The sequence below is a fragment of the Pseudomonas sp. SMSB3 genome (assembly GCF_052041965.1).
In the GTDB taxonomy this organism is placed as follows: domain Bacteria; phylum Pseudomonadota; class Gammaproteobacteria; order Pseudomonadales; family Pseudomonadaceae; genus Aquipseudomonas.
Window position 1 is genome coordinate 478,108 of sequence record NZ_JBKGGV010000002.1, and the last position, 18,693, is coordinate 496,800.

General features: G+C 60.2%; 20 protein-coding genes. 16 read left to right on the forward strand and 4 right to left on the reverse strand.

Annotated elements, in window-relative coordinates; translation table 11 throughout:
* The first annotated feature begins 5 nt into the window (after positions 1-5).
* The 10 genes from ACLEJW_RS05495 (at position 6) to ACLEJW_RS05540 (ending at position 10,875) form a co-directional block, all read left to right on the forward strand.
* The gene (locus ACLEJW_RS05495) at positions 6-407 is read left to right on the forward strand and encodes a TIGR03750 family conjugal transfer protein (protein WP_440777158.1); all 402 of its coding nucleotides are present in this window, start codon (positions 6-8) and stop codon (positions 405-407) included.
* On the forward strand, positions 404-1,042 hold the full coding sequence (locus tag ACLEJW_RS05500) for a PFL_4703 family integrating conjugative element protein (protein WP_440777159.1): 639 nt from the start codon (positions 404-406) through the stop codon (positions 1,040-1,042). The genes ACLEJW_RS05495 and ACLEJW_RS05500 overlap by 4 nt, the downstream gene beginning before the upstream one ends.
* Positions 1,042-1,848 (forward strand): TIGR03749 family integrating conjugative element protein, encoded by an 807-nt coding sequence (locus ACLEJW_RS05505; protein ID WP_440777160.1) that lies wholly within the window; start codon positions 1,042-1,044, stop codon positions 1,846-1,848. The genes ACLEJW_RS05500 and ACLEJW_RS05505 overlap by 1 nt, the downstream gene beginning before the upstream one ends.
* Positions 1,838-3,346 carry a TIGR03752 family integrating conjugative element protein gene (locus tag ACLEJW_RS05510; RefSeq protein ID WP_440777161.1) on the forward strand — a complete coding sequence of 503 codons (1,509 nt, stop codon included), beginning with the start codon at positions 1,838-1,840 and terminating at the stop codon, positions 3,344-3,346. Before ACLEJW_RS05505 ends, ACLEJW_RS05510 begins: the two co-directional genes overlap by 11 nt.
* On the forward strand, positions 3,309-3,728 hold the full coding sequence (locus ACLEJW_RS05515) for a TIGR03751 family conjugal transfer lipoprotein (RefSeq protein ID WP_440777162.1): 420 nt from the start codon (positions 3,309-3,311) through the stop codon (positions 3,726-3,728). Before ACLEJW_RS05510 ends, ACLEJW_RS05515 begins: the two co-directional genes overlap by 38 nt.
* Positions 3,728-6,469 (forward strand): conjugative transfer ATPase, encoded by a 2,742-nt coding sequence (locus ACLEJW_RS05520; RefSeq protein WP_440777163.1) that lies wholly within the window; start codon positions 3,728-3,730, stop codon positions 6,467-6,469. The genes ACLEJW_RS05515 and ACLEJW_RS05520 overlap by 1 nt, the downstream gene beginning before the upstream one ends.
* Positions 6,470-6,692: 223 nt before the next feature.
* Positions 6,693-7,670, forward strand: coding sequence for a TIGR03756 family integrating conjugative element protein (locus ACLEJW_RS05525; protein ID WP_440777212.1), 978 nt, complete (start codon positions 6,693-6,695; stop codon positions 7,668-7,670).
* Entirely contained in the window at positions 7,670-9,025 is a 1,356-nt protein-coding gene (locus ACLEJW_RS05530) for an integrating conjugative element protein (RefSeq protein ID WP_440777164.1), read from the forward strand. The genes ACLEJW_RS05525 and ACLEJW_RS05530 overlap by 1 nt, the downstream gene beginning before the upstream one ends.
* The gene (locus ACLEJW_RS05535; RefSeq protein WP_440777165.1) at positions 9,022-9,327 is read left to right on the forward strand and encodes a hypothetical protein; all 306 of its coding nucleotides are present in this window, start codon (positions 9,022-9,024) and stop codon (positions 9,325-9,327) included. Before ACLEJW_RS05530 ends, ACLEJW_RS05535 begins: the two co-directional genes overlap by 4 nt.
* Positions 9,328-9,336: 9 nt before the next feature.
* The gene (locus ACLEJW_RS05540) at positions 9,337-10,875 is read left to right on the forward strand and encodes a conjugal transfer protein TraG N-terminal domain-containing protein (protein ID WP_440777166.1); all 1,539 of its coding nucleotides are present in this window, start codon (positions 9,337-9,339) and stop codon (positions 10,873-10,875) included.
* Positions 10,876-10,879: 4 nt separating this feature from the next.
* Here ACLEJW_RS05540 and ACLEJW_RS05545 read toward each other — a convergent pair whose 3' ends face one another.
* Entirely contained in the window at positions 10,880-11,242 is a 363-nt protein-coding gene (locus tag ACLEJW_RS05545; RefSeq protein ID WP_440777167.1) for a hypothetical protein, read from the reverse strand.
* A gap of 463 nt (positions 11,243-11,705) precedes the next feature.
* On the opposite strand from ACLEJW_RS05545, the gene ACLEJW_RS05550 reads away from it, so the two are divergent.
* The 3 genes from ACLEJW_RS05550 to ACLEJW_RS05560 all read left to right on the forward strand — a co-directional run bounded on the left by ACLEJW_RS05550 (position 11,706) and on the right by ACLEJW_RS05560 (position 13,714).
* Positions 11,706-12,071: a DUF3085 domain-containing protein gene (locus tag ACLEJW_RS05550; protein WP_440777168.1), complete on the forward strand. Its 366-nt coding sequence runs from the start codon at positions 11,706-11,708 to the stop codon at positions 12,069-12,071.
* Positions 12,072-12,365: 294 nt separating this feature from the next.
* Entirely contained in the window at positions 12,366-12,686 is a 321-nt protein-coding gene (locus tag ACLEJW_RS05555) for a hypothetical protein (RefSeq protein WP_440777169.1), read from the forward strand.
* An 89-nt stretch (positions 12,687-12,775) separates the two neighbouring features.
* On the forward strand, positions 12,776-13,714 hold the full coding sequence (locus tag ACLEJW_RS05560; RefSeq protein ID WP_440777170.1) for an ArdC family protein: 939 nt from the start codon (positions 12,776-12,778) through the stop codon (positions 13,712-13,714).
* 86 nt (positions 13,715-13,800) lie between these two features.
* On the opposite strand, the gene ACLEJW_RS05565 is transcribed toward ACLEJW_RS05560, so the two are convergent.
* Both ACLEJW_RS05565 and ACLEJW_RS05570 read right to left on the reverse strand, forming a co-directional pair.
* Positions 13,801-14,166 (reverse strand): histone-like nucleoid-structuring protein, MvaT/MvaU family, encoded by a 366-nt coding sequence (locus tag ACLEJW_RS05565; protein WP_440777171.1) that lies wholly within the window; start codon positions 14,164-14,166, stop codon positions 13,801-13,803.
* 124 nt (positions 14,167-14,290) lie between these two features.
* Positions 14,291-14,485, reverse strand: coding sequence for a DUF7740 domain-containing protein (locus ACLEJW_RS05570; RefSeq protein ID WP_440777172.1), 195 nt, complete (start codon positions 14,483-14,485; stop codon positions 14,291-14,293).
* 222 nt (positions 14,486-14,707) lie between these two features.
* Between ACLEJW_RS05570 and mobH the strand changes: the two genes are divergently transcribed.
* The 3 genes from mobH to ACLEJW_RS05585 all read left to right on the forward strand — a co-directional run bounded on the left by mobH (position 14,708) and on the right by ACLEJW_RS05585 (position 18,105).
* Positions 14,708-16,426: a MobH family relaxase gene (gene mobH / locus ACLEJW_RS05575; RefSeq protein WP_440777173.1), complete on the forward strand. Its 1,719-nt coding sequence runs from the start codon at positions 14,708-14,710 to the stop codon at positions 16,424-16,426.
* Positions 16,427-16,527: 101 nt separating this feature from the next.
* The gene (locus ACLEJW_RS05580) at positions 16,528-17,178 is read left to right on the forward strand and encodes a hypothetical protein (RefSeq protein ID WP_440777174.1); all 651 of its coding nucleotides are present in this window, start codon (positions 16,528-16,530) and stop codon (positions 17,176-17,178) included.
* 3 nt (positions 17,179-17,181) lie between these two features.
* A complete protein-coding gene (locus ACLEJW_RS05585; protein ID WP_440777175.1) occupies positions 17,182-18,105 on the forward strand; it encodes a Kiwa anti-phage protein KwaB-like domain-containing protein in 924 nt (307 codons plus the stop codon).
* A 94-nt stretch (positions 18,106-18,199) separates the two neighbouring features.
* Here ACLEJW_RS05585 and ACLEJW_RS05590 read toward each other — a convergent pair whose 3' ends face one another.
* A complete protein-coding gene (locus tag ACLEJW_RS05590) occupies positions 18,200-18,664 on the reverse strand; it encodes an NUDIX hydrolase (RefSeq protein WP_440777176.1) in 465 nt (154 codons plus the stop codon).
* Positions 18,665-18,693 lie beyond the last annotated feature (29 nt).

An 18,693-nucleotide genomic window follows, 5' to 3' on the forward strand; every position in this document is an offset into this window, starting at 1 on the left:
TCTTTATGTCCGACACCCCTGCCACGCTGCCTGACGGCACACTGACCTTCCTCCCGGAACGCCTCAACCGTGACCCGGCCGTCCTGCGCGGCCTCACCAACGACGAGATGTGGGTCGCCCTGATCGTCGGTGCCGCGCTGGGCGTGATTCTCGGTTCACCGCTGGCGGTGGCCACCGCCTCCATCGCGACTTTACCCACCTGCATGTTGTTGTGCATGGCGTTGGTGTTGCTCGGCGGCGGCAAGCTGCTGCGCCGGGCCAAGCGTGCCCGCCCCGAAACCTGGTTGTACCGGCGCCTACAGTGGCACCTGGCGGTGCACTGGGGCATCGGTACCCACCAACTGATCCTGCATTCGGGGCCGTGGACCGTGCGCCGTACGCGCCGGCATAGGAGAGCCAACCCATGAGCCGCTTCCGCAACAAGGTGGATGCGCAGCAGGCGCATATTTTCAGTCTGCGCCTTGCCGTGGCCATCCTAGCGCTGCTCTGCGGCGGGCTGTGGTACGGCTGGCAGGCCGCGCCCTCCGAACTCACCATTCACGTACCGCCTGACCTGCGCTCAGGCAGCACGCGCAAGTGGTGGGATGTGCCGCCCGAGAACATCTACGCCTTCGCCCTGTACATCTTCGGCCAACTCAACCGCTGGCCTACCGACGGTGAGGCCGACTACCACCGCGCCATCTTTGCGCTGCAGCCCTACCTGACGCCCGCGTGCAAGACGTTCTTCGACGGCGACTTTGAATTTCGCAAGGTCGCCGGCGAACTGCGGGGCCGGGTGCGTGGGGTGTATGAGGTGCTGGGCCGCGGCTACAGCGACGACCCCGACCTGCGCGTGAAGCAGCTGGATAAGCACAGCTGGCTGGTCAAGCTCGACCTCAACGCCGACGAGTACTACGCCGCCGAGCCGGTAAAACGCGTGGTGGTGCGCTATCCGCTGCGGGTGGTGCGCTTCGACGTCGATCCCGAGCGCAATAAGTGGGGCCTGGCGCTGGACTGCTACGAAGGCACACCGCAGAAGCTGACACTGCCGGGAGGTGCGTGATGATGCGTGTCTTGATACTGATTCTGGTGATGGCCGGCGGCTGGTGTTCAGCGGTCGGCGCCATCGAGGTCAAATACTGGGAACGCTTACCCTTGGCCGTTCCGCTCACGGTGGGCCAGGAGCGGGTCCTGATGCTCGATGAAGATGTTCGCGTTGGACTGCCCAGTGCGATCGCCAGCAAGCTGCGCGTGCAATCCATCGCTGGCACAGTGTATCTGCGCGCCGCCGAAGCACTCCCCCCTACCCGGCTGCAGCTGCAGTCAGTGAAGACGGGCGGCATCATCCTGATCGATATTGAGGCGCTCGAGGGCAGCGAGGCGCTGGAACCCGTCAAGATCGTGGCCCAGGTTCAGGTGCCGAATGCGGAGACCGAGAAGGGTGCTGCACCCGTGGCAACGCCGGTACCAGTGGTGCTTACCCGCTATGCCGCACAAAACCTTTATGCACCTCTGCGTACCGTGGCGCCATTGCCGGGTGTACGGCGCGTGCCGCTGACCGACTCCATCGCATTCAGCTCCTTGCTGCCCACCGAGCGGGTTTCGATCAAGGCGCTTGCTGCGTGGCGGTTGGGTGATTACTGGGTAACTGCGATAAAGATTGTGAACCGCGGACCCGGCAAGGTCGCGCTGGACCCGCGGCACCTGCAGGCCACGCTGTACGCTGCGACCTTCCAGCACGCAGACCTCGGTCTCGCCGGGACGCCCGAAGATACCACCGTGGCCTACCTCGTCACCCGCGGCGCGGACTTGATGCACGCGATGCTACTGCCGCCACCAACGCCGGAGGCTGCCGATCATGAAAGCTAACGGTCTGCTGAAATGGCTAGTGCCCGTAGTCCTGCTGGGTATCGTGCTGATCATCGGCAGATCCTGGATGGCTGCTCCGGACGGCCAGCCCGCTCATGATCCAGACAAGACCACGCTCAGCGCGGAACAGGCCAAGGCCCTGGGGATCGCGGGCGACACCCCGCGCGACACCGTGGCCACACTGATCGGCCAGGTCAAGGCTATGCGCAGCGAGATGCAGACGCTGAAGAAAGGCAACGATGCGCTGCAGACCGAAAACAATCGGCTGCGCTCGCGCGAAGGCAATATCGACACGCGCATCCAGAGCACCTTGAGCAGCGTCACCCAGCAGGTCACCGAGCAGCGCCAGCAAGCCAACGATGCCCGGCAGAAGGCCGAACAGCAGCACCGCGAAACCCAGAGCCTGCTGTCCAGGCTCAAGGACCAGCTCACCAACAAGCCGGCCGCGAAGTCGGATCTCCCCGCAGGCTTTGGCCTTGAGCCCGGCGACGAACAACAGTTTTCGGGTGCGCAATCAGCGCCTGATGCAGTGCAGTGGATCGAGCCGTCGAATGCGCGCACCGGGCAGGATGGCATCGGCAAGGCCGACGGTCCGTTGTCGTCCCTGACGTCGACGTTCAAGGACCTGCACGGCCTGGACAACAACGTCATTGATCGTGGCCAGGACAGTTTGCGTGCCGTCGCCAAAGGCGAGCGAGACATGGAGAGCGCCCAGGACCGCGCCGAGGGCGCCAAGCCCGTTTACACCCTCCCTGAAAACTCCACACTGATGGGCTCGATCGCCATGACGGCGCTGATTGGCCGGGTGCCGGTGGACGGTACCGTGAATGACCCTTATCCATTCAAGGTGCTGGTGGGGCCGGACAACCTCACCGCCAACGGCATTGACCTGCCGGATTTGGTCGGCGCGGTCATGAGCGGCACCGCCGCCGGCGACTGGACACTGTCCTGCGTGCGCGGCCAGGTCGAGTCGATTACCTTTGTCTTCAGCGACGGGACCGTCCGCACGGTGCCACAGCCGCAGAAGGTCGTCAGCCGCAATCGCAGCAGCGCCCAGACCTCGGACACCGAGAAGATCCGCGGCGGGCTGGGCTACATCTCCGATCCCTACGGCATTCCCTGCATCTCCGGGGAGCGCCGTTCCAACGCCCAGCAGTACCTGGGCAGCCAGAGTCTGATCACCGCGGCCGGCGCGGGCTTCGCTGCGGCCCTGGGCAGCGAGCAGACCAACACCTCGTTCATCAACTCGGCGAGCGGCAGCCTGGGCTTGACCCAGAACAGCGGCAACAGCGCGCTGAACTCGGTCATCAGCGGTGGCATTGGCGATATCCGTGAGTGGATCAACAAGCTCTATGGTGAAGCCTTTGCTGCCATCTACGTGCCGCCTGGGGCCAAGGTGGCCCTGCACCTGGATCACGAGATCACCATCGACTACGAGCCGAAAGGCCGGAGAGTGAACCATGAAAGCCCATCCGTTTCGACACTGGATCTGGATTAGTCTGCTGCTCGCTCTGCACCTGGCCGGCTGCTCTACCAGCAAGGAGGAAATGCTGCCCCACGGCGATCAAACCATGTTGGACATCTGGAACGGCGGTGGCTCAGTGGGCTCACAGCAGCAGTTGCAGGAAGCGCGCGGTGAACTGCGCCGTCCCGTGCTCGACCCTGAGCGCCTGATAGGCGACCAAAGCGCTTACACGCGCACTGCCGCCAACGAAATCCGCGCCCAGTTCCCGCGCCTGCCCAATCCGGACCTGGTCATGTACGTGTACCCGCACCTGGCCGGTACCCAGCAGACACCTGTACCTGGCTACTCGACGGTATTTCCGCTGTACGAGAAGGTCCAGTACGCACTGCCCGGCGAACGCCTGGACGATCTGTGATGGCCGATGACGCAAGTCGCGACTCGCCACACTGGAAGCCCTGGCGCGTTGCTCAGCGCCGGCGTGCGACGCTTGCCGACGAGGCCGCCCAGTATGCGTACCATCCTAGCTTTGCCGATCACCTGCCCTGGGTCGAATACCTCGAGGAGGAGCAGTGCTTTCTGCTCGACGACAACCGCTCGGTGGGCGCGGTGTTCGAGCTGCAGCCGATTGGGACTGAGGGTCGTGAGCCCGAATGGTTGATGGCGGCCCGCGACGCCCTGGAAGATGCGCTGCAGGACAGCTTCGACGAACTGGACCAGGCGCCCTGGGTGGTGCAGTTCTTCTGCCAGGACGACAGTGACTTTGCCCCCTACCTCGAACGCCTGGAGCGCTATATCGCGCCCCGCGCCCGCGGCACACCATTCACCCAGGCCTTCTTCACGTCGATGCAGCGTCACCTCGACGCCATTGCTAAACCGGGTGGGCTGTTCGACGACCATGTCGTGTCCCACCTGCCCTGGCGCGGCAGCAATCGACGGATTCGACTGGTGGCCTACCGCTGGCTCGGGGAGCAGGCCGATAATGATGGGCAGAGCCCGACTCAGCTGCTGAACCGCACCTGCGACCGCTTGGTGGCCTCGCTGCAGGCTTGCGGGGTCTGTCCTCGCCGGTTGACCGGACGCGACTTCTACGCCTGGTTGCTGCCCTGGTTCAACCCGTCCCCTGCCTTAACCGACGAATCCCCCGCGGCGTTCTATCGACGCGTGCCCTATCCGGAGACGGATGACGGCGAGGACCTGCCGCTGCCATTCGACCACGATTTTGCCGAGCGGCTGTTCTTCCAGGAACCGCGCTCCGATAGCGAACAAGGTCTCTGGTACTTCGATCAACAACCACATGCGGTTATGGTGGTCGACAAGCTGCGTAGGCCGCCGCATATCGGCCAGCTGACCGGCGAAACGCGTAAAGGCGAGGCGTTGAACGCCTTGTTCGATCAGTTGCCCGAGCAGGCGGTCATGAGCCTGACCCTGGTGATCACGCCTCAGGATGTACTCGAGGAGCAGCTCAACCGTCTGGCGCGCAAAGCCATCGGCGAAAACCTCGCCTCAACCCAGACCCGCCAGGACGTGGAGGAAGCGCGCGCGCTGATTGGGCGCCAGCACAAGCTGTACCGCGGCACGCTGGCGTTGTACCTGCGCGGTGCGGATGAACAGCAGCTGCGCCAGCGCTCTATTCAGGCCGCCAACGTGCTGCTCGGCGCCGGCCTGCAGCCGGTACGTGAGGGCGACGAAGTGGCAGCCTGCAACAGCTACCTGCGCTGGCTGCCGATGATCTACAACCCGCTCCGAGACACGCGCAATTGGTACACGCGGCTGTTGTTTGCCCAGCATGTCGCCAACCTGCTGCCACTCTGGGGCCGCAGCATCGGTACAGGCAACCCGGGCATCACGTTCTTCAACCGTGGGGGTACACCGCTGTCGTTTGACCCATTGTCACGTTTCGACCGCTCGATGAATGGCCACCTGCTGCTGTTCGGGCCGACCGGCGCTGGCAAGTCAGCTACCTTGGTCTCGATCCTGATGCAGGTCATGGCGGTGTACCGGCCGCGGCTGTTCATCGTCGAAGCAGGCAACTCCTTTGGCCTCCAGGGCGACTATTTCGCCACGCTCGGATTATCCGTTAACAAGGTCCAGCTCAAACCTGGCAGTGGCCTGAGTCTGGCGCCGTTCGCCGATGCTCGTCGGCTGATCGAGCACCCGGATAAGGTGGCCAGCCTGTCGACCGAAGACCTGGATGAAAACGCGCCGGACAGTGATGAGCAGCGCGACGTGCTGGGCGAATTGGAGATTACCGCGCGACTGATGATCACCGGTGGTGAAGCCAAGGAAGAGGCGCGCCTGACCCGCGCAGACCGCAGCCTGATCCGCGAGTGCATCCTCGATGCCGCCCAGCACTGCGCAGCGACCGAACAACAGGTGCTGACGCGCCATGTGCGCGATGCCCTACGCCAAGTCGCCAGCGACGCCCATTTGCCTGACAAACGCCGGGAGCGCGCCCAGGAGATGGCCGAGTCCATCGACCTGTTCTGCCAGGGTTTTGAGGGCGCGCTGTTTGACCGGCCCGGCACGCCCTGGCCAGAGAGCGATGTGACGATCGTCGACCTCGCCACCTACGCCCGTGAGGGTTACGAGGCGCAGATGTCGATCAGCTACATCAGCCTGATGAACACGGTGAACAACCTTGCCGAGCGTGACCAATACCTCGGCCGGCCGATCATCATGGTTACCGACGAAGGCCACATCATCACCAAGAACCCGCTGCTCGCCCCCTTTGTAGTCAAGGGCACGAAGATGTGGCGCAAGCTGGGCGCCTGGTTCTGGCTGGCCACACAGAACCTGGCCGACTTTCCCGACGCGGCACAGACCATGCTCAACATGATCGAGTGGTGGATCTGCCTGAACATGCCACCGGCGGAAATCGAGGAAATCGCCCGCTTCAAGAAACTCACGCTGGCGCAAAAGGCGCTGCTGCTCTCCGCGAGCAAGGCCTCGGGCAAGTACACCGAGGGCGTAGTCCTGTCGAAGAACCTGGAAACACTGTTCCGCGCGGTACCGCCGAGCCTGTACCTCGCCCTGGCCATGACCGAACCCGAGGAAAAAGCCCAGCGCTGGCGATTGATGGAGGAGCACCAGCAGTCCGAGCTGGAGGCCGCCCTGCAGGTCGCAGCGGAGATCGATCGCCTGCGTGGGATGGTGTGAGCGATACCGCCAGGACTGTTCGCAAGCCCTTAGTTCAGCAAAAACTCGACAAGAGCACATTTGTACTCTTTCGGTAATTTGCCTGACTCGCTCTGCGAAATCAGCCCGCCAGCCGAAATCGATAAACCCGGGCTCAGTTTGTCTTCCCTCCTCCGGTGCCGGATACGGGATGCTGAAACTTGGCGCATGGATGCACACCGCTGCCACCTGCCGAGCGTTGCCCATGAACGTGACCGCCTCTACCGCCTGCAGATCACCGAAGCCCAGCAAGACCGGCCGAAGTCGTGCGCTCACTGCGGCGATTCTGCTCATCGCCACCCAGCAATGCCTGGCACTGACCACCCCGACCATCATCGCCTCCGTCACTTCGCTGCAGTGCCTGGAGTACCGGGTCGTCGGCATCTGCTACTGGCTGCTGTGCACGCCGTTCGGCTGCACGGTGCGCACCTCGCCGAAGATCCGTCACTTCATTCCCGAACTGGTGGTGTCGAGCTACACCGACACCGGGGGCAATCCCTGGAGTGAGATGTCTGCACTGTCGACGCCGACGTCAGCATCACAAGGGGGTGGCAACCTGATTACGCCTTCGCCGCAGCGCGATAACCTGCCACGGTTCAAGAATGTCGATGGTATCGGGCACCCCGGCGGGGCTGCACTTACCGCCTTGGCGCATACGTTCGGCTATGCGTGCCCAAGCGGTGCAGTGCCGTTTGCGCCCTACTACCTCAGTACCCTCGACCCGCTGGCTTGGCGCCATGCCATTCCCGAATCTGTCTACCCGCAAGCACTGGTTTCGGGCATGCGCGAGATCGGTAACCAGGCACTCGGCGACATGTGGGGTAGCGTCTACCCACGCCACGGTTTTCTGGTGCAGCCCGACGATTTCAAGGCGGCTGCCGTAATGGCCCAGCGCGCCAGTGACTTCATCACCCGCGCTGGCCAGCCGCATGTCTACCTGCCGTTGCAGCCAATGCCTGCGCCCGGCTACTGGCCGCCGCCGCCGGTGATTGAGAACAACGTCAACAACCACCGCTGGCAATTGCTCGCTCCGGTGATCCAGAACACCTGCGCCATCTTCCCTAGCCCGACGATCCAGAGCGCCGACGGCGCCTACGCCTGGTCGCTGTGGCGGCCCTACCGCTGCTGCCAGCGCATGGGCCAGACCTTCCTGTTCAGCATCGATTTTGACGGAGGCCAATGATGAAGACCCTCTTGCTCGGTCTGCTGTGCTTCCTCGTCTATGCCGTGGGCCACACCGCCGAGAACGGCTACCACCTTGGTGACCAGGCCCAGGTCCTGGACGACCGGGTGATGTACACCATCGGCGGCGGTTCAGCGGCAGGAGCGCCCTCCTCGCTCTACCGACCCAATGGCCTTGGCGTGGGCATGTCTTGGCGCGCCAACATGATGTGCGGAAACATGAACCTCTCGAACACCCTGCAGAACCAGCTCAATGGCGCCACCCAGGGCTTCCAGCAGATCATGGGCAACGTCATTCAGAACGCCACACAGGCGGTGATGTCGCTGCCGGCCATGATCATCCAGCGGGCCAACCCCGGGCTGTATGAGCTGCTCAGCAATGGTGTTCTGCAGGGACGGATCGACTTCGACCGATCCAAGCTCACCTGCCAGGCAATGGCGGCGAAGATGGCCGACAAGGTCGACCAGGCCGGCTGGGGCGCGCTGGCGCAGAACCAGGAGATGCAGCACAACCTCGAGCAATCCGGCGGTGATGCCGTGACGGCAGTGAAGGACACCGAATCCAATAACGGCAACAACGGCGTCAGCTGGGTCGGCGGGCAAAAAGCCGGTGGTAACGGCCAGCAACCCATCCGGGTGACGTCGGACGTCGTCAAAGCCGGCTACAACCTGCTGCACAACCGGGCGGTCGAGGATACCTCAGCTCTGGGTTCGGGTTGCCAAAATGGCGCCATCTGCCAAGCCTGGTCGAGTCCCGAAGAGGCCTCCGAGTGGGCGACGCGTGTGCTCGGGGAAACCGAGGTGCAGACCTGCGACGACTGCGAGACGCTGCGCGTGACTGCCGGTACCGGCCTGTCACCGCTGATCCAGGAAACCTACACGGAAAACCTTGAAGGCTTGCAACGCATGGTCTCGGGTGCCGAGCAGCCGACACCGGAGCACCTGGGCAAAGTCTCCAGCCCGTTGCTGCAGGTCTCCCGAGGTGTCATCGAAGGGCTACGCGACGACCCCGACCAGGACCTGCTGGCCCGACGCCTAGCCAGCGAAACCGCGCTATCGAGCGTGATCTACAAGGCGATGCTGCTGCAGCGCACGCTGTTTGCCGGCAGCCATGAGCCCAATGTGGCCTCGGCGCAGCCCGCTACCACTGCCCTCAACGGCAACGTCGAAACCCTCGAGCGCGAGATCCGCCTGCTGCAAACCGAGCTGCAGGTACGCCAGGCGCTGGCCACCAATACCGCCAGCCTTGTCCTCGATCGCCACGCCGGCGGTGCAGACGCCTCGCGTAGCATCGATCAGCGCGATCCGGAGCCGGATCGCCTGCGCCGAGCCGAACAGGAGAGGAGCACGCCATGATCTCGTTTGGGGTGAGGTCCACGCTCGGGCGTGCACTGATGATACTCGGCGCCATGCTGGGCATTTTGTTGATTGCTTGGATGGCGCTGCATCTGTCCGTGACTCAGTTGCATTGGCTCGAACCAGGGCGAGGGACAGCGTATTACTTCGCGTGCTGGCGCGCGCTCTTGTACACCCTGATGTTCGCCGGTTGGGCCGCAGCGTTGCGCAGACGACCTTCGCCCGCAGATCAGCAACGGCTGAAGCGCCTGGGCTTAATCGGCTTCAGCTCGATCATCCTGGTCGAACTGTCTCGCGTGTGAGGTGCAGACATGAACATGAGCACCAACAGCTACCTCGAGTACTACCTGTCGCTGCTGGCCTGGATCATCAACAACGGCATCTGGAACACGCTGGCAGACACCGGGCTGTTCGCCGCGCCCTTCGGTGCAATCATCCTGCAGGAATGGCTGTCGGCCCGCCAACAGGGTGCCGACGAGGGCAACAAGGGGCTGTTGTCGATCCCTCGCGTCGAGAACCGGCTGTGGATAAGCTACGTGGTCATTCTGTTTGGCTGCATGCCGTTCTTTCCGCTGAACCTGTCCTCCGTGAGCTTTGACGATGCGGCGAGCCAGCGCTGCGGGATTTCCATGGCCAAACCTGCGGATACGGCCTGGGGCACAACCTTCAACACTATCGGCGAGAAATCCGCGAACGTGCCCGTGTGGTGGTTCCTGGTGCATGCCATGAGCAAAGGCATCACCGCCGCGGCGACGGCGTCGATCCCGTGTGCACCCGACATCCGTGCAATGCGGATGGAGATCGACAGCTCGCGGATCAACGACCAGGTGCTGCTGCAGGAAGTTGCCGACTTCACCCGGGACTGCTACGGCTTTTCGCGCTCCCGGCTGTTTACCAATCGGCCCGATTTGGACGAATCCCAGAGCTACGACGCGTCCTGGATCGGCTCGACCTACCTGCTCAGCACACCGGGCTACTACGATACCGATCGCTCGCGAATGCCCAGGGTCGATTGGCCATACGACGAGACGAGAGATACCTCTCTGCCCCAGCTCGACAACGGTGCTGGTTATCCCACCTGCAAGCAGTGGTGGAGCGATGGCACCATCGGATTACGTGATCGTTTGGTGGCCGAGGTCGATCCATCGCTGATGTCGCAGTTGCGGGGCTGGCTGACTGGGCGCACCACCACCGAGATCGAAGACGCTACCTTGCGAGAGCTGGTGAGCCCGCGGCAACAGTCATTGAGCATGGCACCCGGGCAAGTGTTCCTGGACTACGGCAGCAGTGCCAGGGGCGGCTCGCTGACGCAAGGGCTCAACAACCTGGCCACCAACACCGGCCTGGCCCTGGGTTCTTTCAGCAATTTCCCAGCGATGAATGCCTTGCGTGCAGCTTTACCCATGGTTCAGGCCTTCCTGATCATGGGCACCATCATCAGCTTGCCCCTGGTGCTGCTGATCAGCACCTACCAGTTGAAGGCGCTCATGACGATCACGTTTGCGCTGTTCACCCTGCACATGCTGACGTTCTGGTGGGAGCTTGCGCGCTGGATCGATTCGAGCATGCTGGAAACGCTATACAACCAGGTATCAGCCACAGACCAGGCAGTGTTGTCGTTGCCGATAGCAGGATTCATGGATGGGACGGTCACTGCACAGGTCATCGAATACGTGATGGGGGCGATGTTTGTATTACTACCAATGATTTTCATTGGTGCGATGAGTTGGGCGGGATATAACGTTGGTAGCGGTATTCAAACACTTCTTACTCGTGGAACAGAGGCTGCTCAGACACAAGCAGCAAAAGGCACCTCACAGATTATGAGCGGTGTCCAGAAGTTTAAATAAGACATTATCTTAGCGACCCATGCTCGTCATACAGCTCTGGATATTTTTGCTGATGTTGAGGGTGACTAACTTCATGCACTCCGGGCTCATCGTTATCGGGTGCACTGATAGGCAGCGCCGCCATGATCCACAGAGCAACGATTCCCATCGCTAGGACAAGCGCGACAGACGCAACTCCAAGGACGAAGGCTAGCTTGAAGAGTCGCATACCAACCAGGCGATACTTGAGCGGGACAGATGCCAGAATTCTGGATTCTAAAATTTTCGTTTCGAGTCGGCGCACCATTCGCCCGGCTCCTACCGCAGCGTAAATAAAAAACTTGCCGATGCGGATCCGGCCGGAACTGGAAGAAGCTAGAGTCGACATGTGATCACCTCCCTAGCCGTAACTTCGCTCGAAACAGAGCCGCTACAGCTAATTTGGATCCAAGCCTTAGCTTACTCCTTTGCCGCTGATATCAATGACCGTTGATCACTTGGAAGTCGCCGATTATCGCCAGTAGCGCTCAGTGGACCTGCATCTGAAACTCATACGAATAGCACCATTGACGCCATGTCGGTTCGCTTGTTAAACCATTTGTGCAATCGCTGGTTTTCCAGCATCCCAGGTAGCCATAACCTTTGAGGCTACGTCACGCACGTGATGGTTATCCCCAAATGCGATTCGCGTTCGGCAGCTCGCATGGTCACCGTTCCCCGGTGATGAACGCCTTCTAATCCCCATAGCTCTCTGAGCCCGCGTCTTCGACGCACCCAACCCAATCAATTCCAGTGCTGGGAATTCTCCCGCATGGGTGGCATTTCCTCCGCACCTTCTGGAGGATCTCATCATGATGCGTTTCACAGGCACTGAACTTCACGCCGTGTTAGCAGAGGCCGGTATCAACGGTTGCAGAGTGATATTGGTCAAAGACCACGGCGTCTACCTCATGTCAGAGGTTGGCGAAAGCGAGCCGGATGGAGGTGGGCGCAAACGCGTGGCCTATGCCACCGGTTGCAACCCTACCGTCGACGACTTCGACGCCTGGTGGAATCGCGCCCGCGATGAATTTGGCGGCGATGATTTTGCCGAGTACTTTGACATCAATGATCCCGTTCTCGCCAGCCTTCGCGGCACCGCAGGATCGCTGGTGGTGGAGGCCACCTCCACCCACCTTTACCTGGCCGCCGAGGTTGATCCTGCGGGAAAAGCTTGAACGTAAAAGCGAGCACTTCGCGCTTCCCGAGAGGCACCTAGCGGGCCTTTCGGGAGGCATTACACACTACGTTCAGGCTGAGTGGAGATCGCCGCTGGTCAGGAACTCAAGGCCGATAGTCTTCCTTGGAACGCCCTGGATAGACCCGTTCAAAAGAGGTCATGACCGGAGATTGACCCCACGTTCAGGCGCGTTTTAATGGACGGACGCTCCCTGCTCGGTGGGTTGATCGGATCGGGCAATCCACACCAAACCTCAGAAAGGTGACGCGGAATCTGCTAACCGGAGGCCACCATGTCCAGGATGAACCACCTCTCAACTGCCATTGTGCTGAGCCCAGGTGTCTGGCAGCAGTTCATTGAACCTGCCGCAGGCGAGGAGCCGGTTGGACAGTACGCACTGCGCTTGGCTGGCCTACTCAATAGCGCGCTGACTTCTGCACCGCTTGCCCTGCACCGTCCCGTAGCACTGCAACTCGACCTGCTGAGCAACGGCACTTCAGAAATTGCCCATCTGCCGCAGCTTCAGCTGGCTCGTGTAATACCACGCAGCGGCCCGGCTTTTTTACTCGTCCGACTGCCTAATGAGAGCGCGGTAGACATCGCCGCCCTCTGACCCACTCAGCACCGTCACCATCCCCTCTACCCCCACCGGGAACCCTTCCCGGCCGGGCAGCGTTCCCCCCTTCACGACCGGAGAACGCCATGTCCGATATCTACCTGGACGTCACCAACAAGATCGTCAGTGCCCTGAGCCAGGGCGTGATCCCTTGGATCAAACCTTGGACCACAGCAGGTTCGAGCGCTGACTCCCCATTCCCTATCAACGCCATTACCCGGCGCCCCTACGCCGGCATCAACGTTCCACTCTTGTGGGCTGAGGCCCGCCTGCGAGGGTTCACCCATGATCGCTGGCTGACCTTCAATCAGGCACGCAAGGCTGGCGGCCATGTGCGCAAGGGCGAGCAATCCACCCTCGCGGTGCTGTACAAACCGATGAGCAAGGAGGCGCATGACGAGGACGGCCAGGTCGTTCGCGATGAACAGGGCAACATCAAATTGGTGCAGTTCGCACTCCTGCGCACGCACTGCCTGTTCAACATTGAGCAGACCGAAGGCTTGCCTGACGAGGAGCCAGCCTCCATCGAGCACACTGAGCCCGCGGCCTTCATCGATCATGAACCGGCAGAGCAACTGCTGGTCGCCAGCGGGGCGCGCATCGAGCATCGCTACAGCGATGACGCGTTCTATCAGCCGATTCGTGATCTGATCCAACTGCCTACGAAGGCGCAGTTCGAAGACGTCGGCAGCTACTACGCAACGGCGCTGCATGAGCTGACGCACTGGTCGGGCCACCGGTCGCGTCTGAACCGGGAAGGTATTACCGGCGGGCATGCATTCGGCTCTACGGCGTATGCCTTCGAGGAGCTGGTCGCAGAAATGGGCGCCGCGTTTCTCTGCGCACTCACCGGTACCACAGGTGAGTTGCGTCACGAGGAATACCTGGCGTCCTGGCTGAAGATACTCAAGGAAGACAAACGAGCCATTTTCCGCGCCAGTGGTCAGGCCCGGGAAGCGTCTGAGTACCTGTTGGCCTTGCAGTCTGATCAAGCCACGGATATACCAGCTCGTCTCACCGCGTGATTCCACTCATCCAGCAAAAAGGCCCCTTTCCGGGGCCTTTATTTTGCACTGCAGCGCAGCATTCGCCGCACTCATGAAGCCTGTGATTACTTTACCCAGCTCTCAACGGTGTCCGAGCCGTACTCTTGTTTCCACTGTTTGATGGTCTTGTGATTACCGCCTTTGGTTTCCACCACCTCGCCGTTATGCGGATTCTTATAGCGCTTCACCTCACGAGGTTTGCGCTGAGCGGTGCTGGACGCACTTACGGTGGCTACTTTGAGGGCCTTGGCTGGGTCCAAGATGCTGATTACCTGGCGCAGGCCCATGCCGTACTGTTCCAGCAACGCTCTGAGTTTCTGCTCAAACTCGATTTCCTGCTTCAAACCGGAGTCGTTTTTCATGGCATCCAGCTGTTGCAGCTGCGCCGCCAGCTGTGCTTCCAGTGCTTTGAACTCGGCAAGTTTGGACATGAATGATTTCCTAGGCGTGGGACAAGTGCTGGGATAATAACTGAGACCGCGGTTTTAGCCGAGGGTTTACTTAAAGCGCACGCGCTCTTGCACAGCGCCGGTTAAAACGACCTCGCCTGGTCGCTCAATCAGACAAGTGCTGACACAGGTGTGCCACAAGTTCTCGCGGGTTTACGCTGTTCCCGATCTTGAACACAACATCGCGCTGGCTGCGCGGCAGCTTTTTCGCACAGCGCTTGGCCGCAGATCGGATGGCCGCATCCGTGCCATGAATTCGATCGGCCAATAACACGACCAACACTGCATCACTCAACGTCATCCGCGCCCCTGCTCTAGAAATCGTGCTGGGCAGTCTACGCCCTGAACAAAGGGACCGCTATTCCAACCGCCCGCCGATCGCGATGGGCCTGGCTTCGAATTATCCCACGCGCGAAAAAGGCCAAGGCGGTAAAGGGTAACGGCGGCAATGGAAGGGGGCGCAAGGGTAAGAGCTCTATCCGAAAAGGCAAAAGGACCTCCCGAACGAACAACAGGTCATGCGATGAAATGCTGGTGGTTGAAATTTCGAAAAGGGGAGGCGGCAGAGCCCACCCCCACGCCCAACGCCGAGGGCTTCCTGCTTCCCCAGTCGGCCGAATCTCTACTCACCGCCGATCACCGGAGAAAGCTGCTCGAACGCATCTGGCAGTACACGGCCCTCTCCGAAGCGCAGTTTGATCGGCTCTACCTCGAGCCCATCCGCCGCTACGCCAGCTTTGTACAGCAACTCCCGGCGAGCGAAAGCCATCATCACGCCTATCCCGGGGGCATGCTCGATCACGGGTTGGAGCTGGTGGCCTGCAGCCTGAAGCTACGCCAATCCTATCTGCTTCCCAGCGGTGCTGCACCGGAAGACCAAGCCGCTCAGGCCGATGCCTGGAGCGCCGCGATTGCCTACGGCGCCCTGCTCCATGATATCGGCAAAATCGCCGTAGACCTGCAGGTCGAGTGTCAGAATGCCGAACGCTGGCAACCCTGGCACGGCCCGCTGAACCAGCCCTACCGTTTCCGCTACCACCCAGGCCGCGATTACAAGCTGCACGGTGCCGCGGCGGGGTTGCTCTATACGCAGATCCTATCGCCCGCCCTGCTCGACTGGCTCAGCGATTACCCCGAATTGTGGAGTCAATTGCTGTTTCTGCTCGCCGACCACTACGAGCACGCTGGGACCCTCGGGGAGTTGGTGCTGCAGGCTGACCGGGTGTCCACCGCGCAAAACATCGGTGGCAATCCCGCGAAGGCCTTGCAGGCGCCCAAGCACTCCCTGCAGCACCACTTGCTGACGGGGCTGCGCCACTTGGTCAAGAACGAGTTCAAGCTCAACCAGCCCGGCGCGGCCGGCTGGCTGACCGAAGAACACCTGTGGCTGGTCAGCAAGACCACGACCGACAAGCTGCGCGCGCACCTGCTAGCTCAGGCTGTGGACGGTATCCCCTCCTCCAACATAGCTCTATTCGATGAGCTGCAGTCCCATGGATTGGTGGAAGCGACACCCGAAGGCAAAGCGGTGTGGAGCGCCACTGTCACGGACGGTGACTGGCAGCATCGCTTCACGTTCCTCCGCCTGCAACCGCGCCTTGTTTGGCGCGAAGACAGCCGGCCTCAATGTTTCACTGGTACCGTCAAACCTTTGATAGCGCCTGCAGAGCCAGTTACTACTGACGAATCAGCCCCTGATCAAGCGCGGATTTCACTGGAGGTGAAGCGCCCTCAAGACGCCATGCCTTCTGCTCAGGACTTCGACTACGTTAATCACTTCATGAACCTGTTTAGCGACGAAGCCGAGAACGCAGTGGAGCGCCTCGCCGCTGGTACTGAGGCATCAGAGCCGAACTCGCATGATGCCCCTGGGCAGGAATTTCTCGACTGGTTGCGCTCGGGTATCGGCAGCCACAGGCTGCTCGTTAATGACCGCAAGGCCAAGATCCATGCAGTTGCAGGTACGTTTTTCCTAGTCTCACCCGGCATTTTTCAACTTTATATCGCTCAACACCCACGTCTTGCAGGTACGACGGGAGCTAACGATGCCTGGCGACGGCTTCAGCGCGATTTCGAACGGCTGGAGATCCATCAGAAGCTACCCAACGGCCAGAACATCTGGACTTGCAAGGTTCAAGGACCCCGTAGAAGCACATCGTTAAACGGTTATCTGCTATGCGATGCCGTAGCGGCGTGTGGTAAGCCTCCGGCTGACAACCCCTTTCTGAAGATCGACTCCTAGAACTCACAGCTGAGGCTGCACAACAAAATATTTAGCGATCGACAGCCGCACGCTTGCAGAGGAGGCCGCCCACAGGTCATAGAAATTTCTGATGCTTCCAAGTGAGCCAAAAAGTTGCCATAGTGCCATCACTGCTTTGGCTTTTGGCACTGACGGCGCACCAGGGGAATGCGATGAAGGTCAAAATTAGTCCGGCGGTTTTTCTTTTTCTCGGCTCGTACTTCCCGCTGAGTGTAATTTTGCTTCTGCAAGATTTCACTGACGCCAGTTGGTCGCAGTCTGTTTGTTGGTCGCTGCAAAACTGCACCCTACCAACCTTGATGAACGGGGAGCGTTCGCTCGGGTTGTTCATCATATGTTTGCTAAGCTTGGCACTTTTTTCCTACGTGCTCAAAAGCATGCCTGCTGACCATCAGCTCACAGTCAGAGAATCGAAGACAGTTCCAAACGACCTCATCAACTATGTATTTCCTTACGTTGTCTCGTTCATGGGGCTGGATCTAGCCAGCAACGGCAAATTTTACGGCTTTCTTGTCTTCCTTGCGTGGATGTTCCTGATCACCTATCGATCCGGGCAGATCCTCATGAACCCGTTGCTGCTTGCGATCGGCTGGCAGCTTCATGAACTGAGCGTAACGACTGCTGGGAACACACGCAGTGTCGTTGCACTCGCAAAAACGAAGGTTAACCCTGGCGACACACTCAAATTCTGTGTGATCCAAGGAATTTACGTGCTTGCAAAAAAGGAGTGAGCAATGACCGCAGAGCAGGCTTTGGTGAAACTAAGGGCATTTGATCTAGAAAACGCAGACTTGAGCGTGTGGACCTTCAAGAAAAGCTCTAGCCGGAACTCCCGCTTCCGCGCTTATTCCGTAGTAACAACACCTGAGCTGGCAAATGAGTTGAAGAGCTTGGCGGGTAACTGCATTCGCAGGTGCACCGAGGTCGAGGACTATGGGCTGCTCGCCTCGACGAATGAAAACTCATGCCTGCACTTGGAGAGTGATGAGACGGTTTTTTCTGCTTTGGAAGACCTTGTGCGCCAACCGCCTGAAGAGCACCTTATCGAGGACGTGACGGAACTGGAGGGCAGCGACGGATACCTCGTTCGCATGACACAGGGCGGCGATACTCTCCACTGCGTCTGCCGCCTGGCATCCGACTGGAAAGTGAAGAAGCGCTCCCGCATGTTGAATCTGGTGTTGAACCGAAATGAGCTCGACCTTGCAGGTGATCAAGCCTTCAGTATTCCCAAACGGTTTGATTTCTTTGCGATCAATGAAGACATGCTGGTCATTTTCAAACCAGCCTTCGAGTCATTGCTTGAACACAAGCAGACCTACGTAACGTCGTTTACGGAGCTACAAGCAGACGTTGGATTTCAGGGAGTTTTCGCGGACATGGCCGTGTTGGTCGAATACGTCGGCACCAACACCACCCACTTGCGTCGCATGGCTGTAGTGCAAGAGCGTGCCCACTATCTGGACGCTGGTTTCATGGCTCGGCTGCGCCAAGTAAACGAAGCACGTCAATGGAACATTGATTTTGATGCCGACGGGAAGATCATCCCATCCGCTGAAACAGCACGAGCCATCATTCAAGTACTGCTGAATCACCGTCTGCATTCCGAGCTGACCAACAACGATTTTGACGTCGCCTCTGCCAACCCAGTTGGTTAGCTAGAGGCTACCACGGCAGTCAACCTCGCGTTCTAGGCATGAGGCGCACTGGAGTGTGGGTGCACATTGGCTTTTTGCCCCACTGCGTTGTGAATTACCAAGGGACACAGGGGCCTCGAGCTTGAACAAACAGGGTCAGTAGGTTCGCCGGAAATATTTCTTCATGGCAATCTTCCAGCTCGCTTTCTGACCACCACTTTGCTTCCCATACCACTTCACGCTCTTGCTCACTCCACCCGACCGTCGAGCAATGCTCGTTATTTGAGTGCACCACGTAATAGCGTTCTACTGCAATCACTTGCTCCCCATCCGGCATTTGCCAGAGAAACTCACTGCACGCAATGGACTCCCCGACGGACAGAACCTCAATCCCTGTTTCCTCGTGTAACTCGCGAATTGCGGCAGCCTCGAATGACTCCTCCTCTCCCAGCTTTCCGCCAGGTGTGGCCCAGTAACACCTTCCGGCAAGGGCCCCGGTGCAGTAACGAATTTTGAGGAGCAATAGCCGGTCTGCGGGGCTGATCAGCAAGATTCGAGAAGCTAAACGACGTCGTGGCACAATCTACTCCTCGATGAGTGAAAGGGAGG

Coding starts and splice junctions, on each gene's coding strand:
- ACLEJW_RS05555 (WP_440777169.1), top strand. CDS start 12,366: ATGTCCAGGATGAACCACCTCTCAACTGCCATTGTGCTGAGCCCAGGT.
- ACLEJW_RS05540 (WP_440777166.1), top strand. CDS start 9,337: ATGAACATGAGCACCAACAGCTACCTCGAGTACTACCTGTCGCTGCTG.
- ACLEJW_RS05565 (WP_440777171.1), bottom strand. CDS start 14,166: ATGTCCAAACTTGCCGAGTTCAAAGCACTGGAAGCACAGCTGGCGGCG.
- ACLEJW_RS05585 (WP_440777175.1), top strand. CDS start 17,182: ATGACCGCAGAGCAGGCTTTGGTGAAACTAAGGGCATTTGATCTAGAA.
- ACLEJW_RS05570 (WP_440777172.1), bottom strand. CDS start 14,485: ATGACGTTGAGTGATGCAGTGTTGGTCGTGTTATTGGCCGATCGAATT.
- ACLEJW_RS05550 (WP_440777168.1), top strand. CDS start 11,706: ATGATGCGTTTCACAGGCACTGAACTTCACGCCGTGTTAGCAGAGGCC.
- ACLEJW_RS05530 (WP_440777164.1), top strand. CDS start 7,670: ATGAAGACCCTCTTGCTCGGTCTGCTGTGCTTCCTCGTCTATGCCGTG.
- ACLEJW_RS05560 (WP_440777170.1), top strand. CDS start 12,776: ATGTCCGATATCTACCTGGACGTCACCAACAAGATCGTCAGTGCCCTG.
- ACLEJW_RS05525 (WP_440777212.1), top strand. CDS start 6,693: ATGAACGTGACCGCCTCTACCGCCTGCAGATCACCGAAGCCCAGCAAG.
- ACLEJW_RS05510 (WP_440777161.1), top strand. CDS start 1,838: ATGAAAGCTAACGGTCTGCTGAAATGGCTAGTGCCCGTAGTCCTGCTG.
- ACLEJW_RS05505 (WP_440777160.1), top strand. CDS start 1,042: ATGATGCGTGTCTTGATACTGATTCTGGTGATGGCCGGCGGCTGGTGT.
- ACLEJW_RS05535 (WP_440777165.1), top strand. CDS start 9,022: ATGATCTCGTTTGGGGTGAGGTCCACGCTCGGGCGTGCACTGATGATA.
- ACLEJW_RS05515 (WP_440777162.1), top strand. CDS start 3,309: ATGAAAGCCCATCCGTTTCGACACTGGATCTGGATTAGTCTGCTGCTC.
- ACLEJW_RS05500 (WP_440777159.1), top strand. CDS start 404: ATGAGCCGCTTCCGCAACAAGGTGGATGCGCAGCAGGCGCATATTTTC.
- ACLEJW_RS05495 (WP_440777158.1), top strand. CDS start 6: ATGTCCGACACCCCTGCCACGCTGCCTGACGGCACACTGACCTTCCTC.
- ACLEJW_RS05520 (WP_440777163.1), top strand. CDS start 3,728: ATGGCCGATGACGCAAGTCGCGACTCGCCACACTGGAAGCCCTGGCGC.
- mobH (WP_440777173.1), top strand. CDS start 14,708: ATGAAATGCTGGTGGTTGAAATTTCGAAAAGGGGAGGCGGCAGAGCCC.
- ACLEJW_RS05545 (WP_440777167.1), bottom strand. CDS start 11,242: ATGTCGACTCTAGCTTCTTCCAGTTCCGGCCGGATCCGCATCGGCAAG.